The organism is Pseudomonas sp. 2VD, from assembly GCF_005503585.1.
Classification (GTDB): Bacteria; Pseudomonadota; Gammaproteobacteria; order Pseudomonadales; family Pseudomonadaceae; genus Pseudomonas; species Pseudomonas aeruginosa.
The window spans coordinates 1-3979 of the sequence record NZ_SCND01000466.1 but is presented as its reverse complement, the minus strand read 5'-3'; the positions used below and the strand labels follow the sequence as shown (position 1 = coordinate 3979).

General features: G+C 66.6%; 1 protein-coding gene and 1 pseudogene. Both read left to right on the top strand.

The genetic code is table 11. The features are described 5' to 3' along the window. A pseudogene (locus FFS27_RS29810) lies at positions 1-513 on the top strand (DNA polymerase Y family protein); the annotation flags it as partial. Continuing rightward, on the top strand, positions 489-3584 hold the full coding sequence (dnaE2, locus tag FFS27_RS29805) for an error-prone DNA polymerase (RefSeq protein ID WP_021264195.1): 3096 nt from the start codon (positions 489-491) through the stop codon (positions 3582-3584). The pseudogene FFS27_RS29810 and the gene dnaE2, both read left to right, overlap by 25 nt. The last annotated feature ends 395 nt before the right edge of the window (positions 3585-3979 follow it).

Below are 3979 nucleotides of genomic sequence, written 5' to 3'. Positions count from 1 at the left end.
GAGGCGGCGATGCTCTTCGAACTGACCCGCGGCCGTCTCGAACAGCTGCAACTGCCCGCCCCCGTGCATGCCGTGCGCCTGGAGGCCCGCGAGCTGCCTCCTTTCACGCCGCAGCACCGCGAACTGTTCGACGAGCGCCCACAGCAGTATCTCGGCTGGGAACAGTTGCGAGAACGCCTGCGCGCGCGGCTGGGCGACGAGGCGGTACAGGGCCTGAGCGCCGTCGCCGAACACCGTCCGGAGCGAAGCTGGCGGCCGCACAGCTGCGACAGGGCGCAATCGCCGGCAGCCTGCGGCCTCCGCCCCGGCTGGCTGCTGGCGGAGCCACGCCCCCTCGGCGAGGCCTTGCCCACCGTGCTGGCCGGCCCGGAGCGGATCGAGTCGGGCTGGTGGGATGGCGAAGACATCCGCCGCGACTATTACCTGGTGGAAACCCGCAGCGGACAACGTGCCTGGGTCTATCGCGAGGTCGGCAGCGAAGGGCCGCTGTGGCTGCATGGCTGGTTCGCATGAGCGCCTACGCCGAACTGCATTGCCTGTCCAACTTCAGTTTCCAGCGCGGCGCCTCCAGCGCCGCGGAACTCTTCGCCCGTGCAGCGCGCCTGGGCTATCGGGCCCTGGCGATCACCGACGAATGCAGCCTGGCCGGTATCGTGCGGGCCTGGCAGGCGGCGCGGGAGCATCAGGTACAACTGATCGTCGGCAGCGAAATCCGCCTCGAACAGGGGCCCAAGCTGGTCCTCCTGGCGGAGGACCTGGAGGGCTACCAGAACCTCTGTCGCCTCATCACCCGCGGCCGGCGACAAGCCGACAAGGGCCACTACCGGCTGCTGCGCGAAGACCTGCAACAGCCGCTCGCCGGCCTGTTGGCGATCTGGTTGCCGAACGACCATGAGGACGTGCAGGCTGCCTGGCTCCGCGAACGCTTCCCCCAGCGCCTTTGGCTGGGCGTCGAGTTGCATCGCGGCGCCGATGACGATGCCCGCCTGGACAAACTGCTCGCGCTCGCCTCGCATCTCCGGCTACCGCCCGTGGCCTGCGGCGACGTCCACATGCACGCCCGCGGCAGGCGAGCCCTGCAGGACTGCATGACAGCGATCCGCAACCATCTGCCGGTCAGCGAGGCCGGCGCCTATCTCTTCCCCAACGGGGAACGCCACCTGCGTACCCTGGAGGCCCTGCAGGGTATCTACCCGCAAGCCCTGCTGGCGGAAACCCTGAAGATCGCCGAACGCTGCCGGTTCGATCTGGAACAGCTGAAATACCAGTATCCACGCGAATTGGTACCGGCCGGACACGACCCGGCGTCATGGCTCCGCCATCTCACCGAACAGGGCATCGCCAGGCGCTGGCCGAACGGCGCGAGCGCCAAGGTCCGCAAGCAGATCGAGAGAGAACTCGAGCTGATCGCCGAACTGGGCTATGAAAGCTATTTCCTCACCGTGCAGGACATCGTCGCCTTCGCCCGGGGCCGGGAAATCCTTTGCCAGGGCCGCGGCTCGGCGGCCAATTCAGCAGTGTGCTTCGCCCTCGGCATCACTGAGTTGGACCCGGACCGGACCAACCTGCTGTTCGAGCGCTTCCTTTCCCGCGAGCGCAACGAACCACCGGACATCGACGTGGATTTCGAACACGAGCGCCGCGAGGAGGTCATCCAGTACGTTTTCACACGCTACGGACGCCAGCGCGCGGCGCTGACCGCGGTGGTCAGCACCTACCACGGCGCCGGCGCGGTGCGCGACGTAGCCAAGGCCCTGGGTCTGCCGCCCGAGCAGGTCAACGTCCTGGCCAACTGCTGCGGCCGCTGGAGCGACCAGGCCCCCAGCGCCGAACGCCTGGAAGAGGCCGGCTTCGATCCGCAGAGTCCGATCCTGCGCCGGGTGCTGGCCCTGACCGGCGAGTTGATCGGTTTTCCGCGCCACCTCTCGCAGCACCCCGGCGGCTTCGTCATCTCCGAGCAGCCATTGGACACCCTGGTCCCGGTGGAGAATGCGAGCATGGCCGAACGCACGGTGATCCAGTGGGACAAGGACGATCTCGACGCGGTCGGCCTGCTCAAGGTCGACGTCCTCGCCCTGGGCATGCTCAGCGCCCTGCGCCGCAGCTTCGACCTGATCCACGCGCTGCGCGGCGGCAAGCGGTTGAGCATCGCCAGTATCCCGAGCGAAGACCCGGCTACCTACGAAATGATCAGCCGCGCCGATACCATCGGCGTGTTCCAGATCGAGTCGCGCGCCCAGATGGCCATGCTGCCACGCCTGCGCCCGCAGAAGTTCTACGACCTGGTGATCCAGGTCGCCATCGTCCGCCCAGGGCCGATCCAGGGCGACATGGTGCATCCTTACCTGCGCCGGCGAAACGGAGAAGAGCCGGTGGCCTATCCGTCAGCCGAACTGGAGGAAGTCTTCGAACGAACCCTGGGCGTCCCGTTGTTCCAGGAACAGGTCATGGAACTGGCGATCGTCGCCGCCGACTACACACCGGGCGAGGCGGACGAACTGCGTCGCTCGATGGCCGCCTGGAAGCGTCATGGCGGCCTGGAACACCACCGCGAGCGGCTGACCCGAGGCATGCTCGCCAACGGCTACGAGGCCGACTTCGCAGCGCGCATCTTCGAGCAGATCAAAGGCTTCGGCAGCTACGGTTTCCCTGAATCCCACGCCGCCAGCTTCGCCCTGCTCACCTACGCCAGCAGTTGGTTGAAACGTCACGAGCCGGCGGCCTTCGCCTGCGCCTTGATCAACAGTTGGCCGATGGGCTTCTACAGCCCCGACCAGTTGCTCCAGGACGCCCGCCGTCACGCCCTGCAGACACGCCCGGTGGATGTCCGCCACAGCGGTTGGGATTGCAGCCTGGAGTCGTTTGGCCAGGCGCAACCGGCCATACGCCTTGGCCTGCGGATGATCCGAGGCTTTCGCGAGGAGGATGCCAGGCGTATCGAGCAGGTCCGGGAGGCCGAGCCGTTCCTCGACGTGCACGATCTCGGCCGACGCGCCAGGCTCGACGCCCGGGCCCTGGAGTTGCTGGCCGATGCCGGCGCCCTGCGCGGTCTCGCCGGACACCGGCACAAGGCGCGCTGGGCCGTCGCCAGCGTCGAGCCGCAATTGCCGCTGTTCGCCGAAGGGACCGTCATCGAAGAGAGCACGGTCAGCCTGCCACTGCCTTCGCGCGGCGAGGAACTGCTGAGCGATTACGCTCTCCTCGGCACCACCCTCGGCCCGCATCCGCTGAAACTCTTGCGTGGACAGCTCAAGGCCCGCCGCTGCCGCGACTCCCGCGAACTGGCGAAACTGGGACATGGGCGACCGATACGGGTCGCCGGCCTGGTGGTCGGCCGGCAGCGCCCACAAACCGCCAGCGGCATCACCTTCATCACCCTGGAAGACGAGTTCGGCATGGTCAACGTGGTGGTCCGGCACGACCTTGCCGAACGGCAGAGGCGGCCATTCCTCGAGTCCCGGCTGCTGCAGGTGGAGGGCATCCTGGAGTCCTCCGGCGAGGTGCGCCACGTCATCGCCGGGCGCCTGCATGACCTGACCCCTCTACTCACCGGCCTGGACGTCCGCAGCCGGGATTTCCATTGAGACAAAGAAAAAGGCAGCTCGAGAGACGAGCTGCCTTGGGATGGCCAACAGGGATGGCCACGAAGGGGGGAGCGCTCAAGATACTGTTTATTCATACAGTAAATCAAGCGATTCCCTTCACCGGAAGCCATCTTTTGTCTTTCTCCTCGAAGCGAGGCTCTAACTCGCGGATCGGGATCGGTACGGCGAACGCAAGAGCGCCAGCGTCATGCGGATCCGCCCGGACTCTCGCTACGCTAGACGCGAAAGAGGACATGCCAGGAGGGGTTCGGCAAGGTGAACAGGAAGCACGCCTTTTTCCGCGCGCAAAAGCAAAACCCCCGGTCATCACTGACCAGGGGTTTTGGGATAGGAGCTTGACGATGACCTACTCTCACATGGGGAGACCCCACACT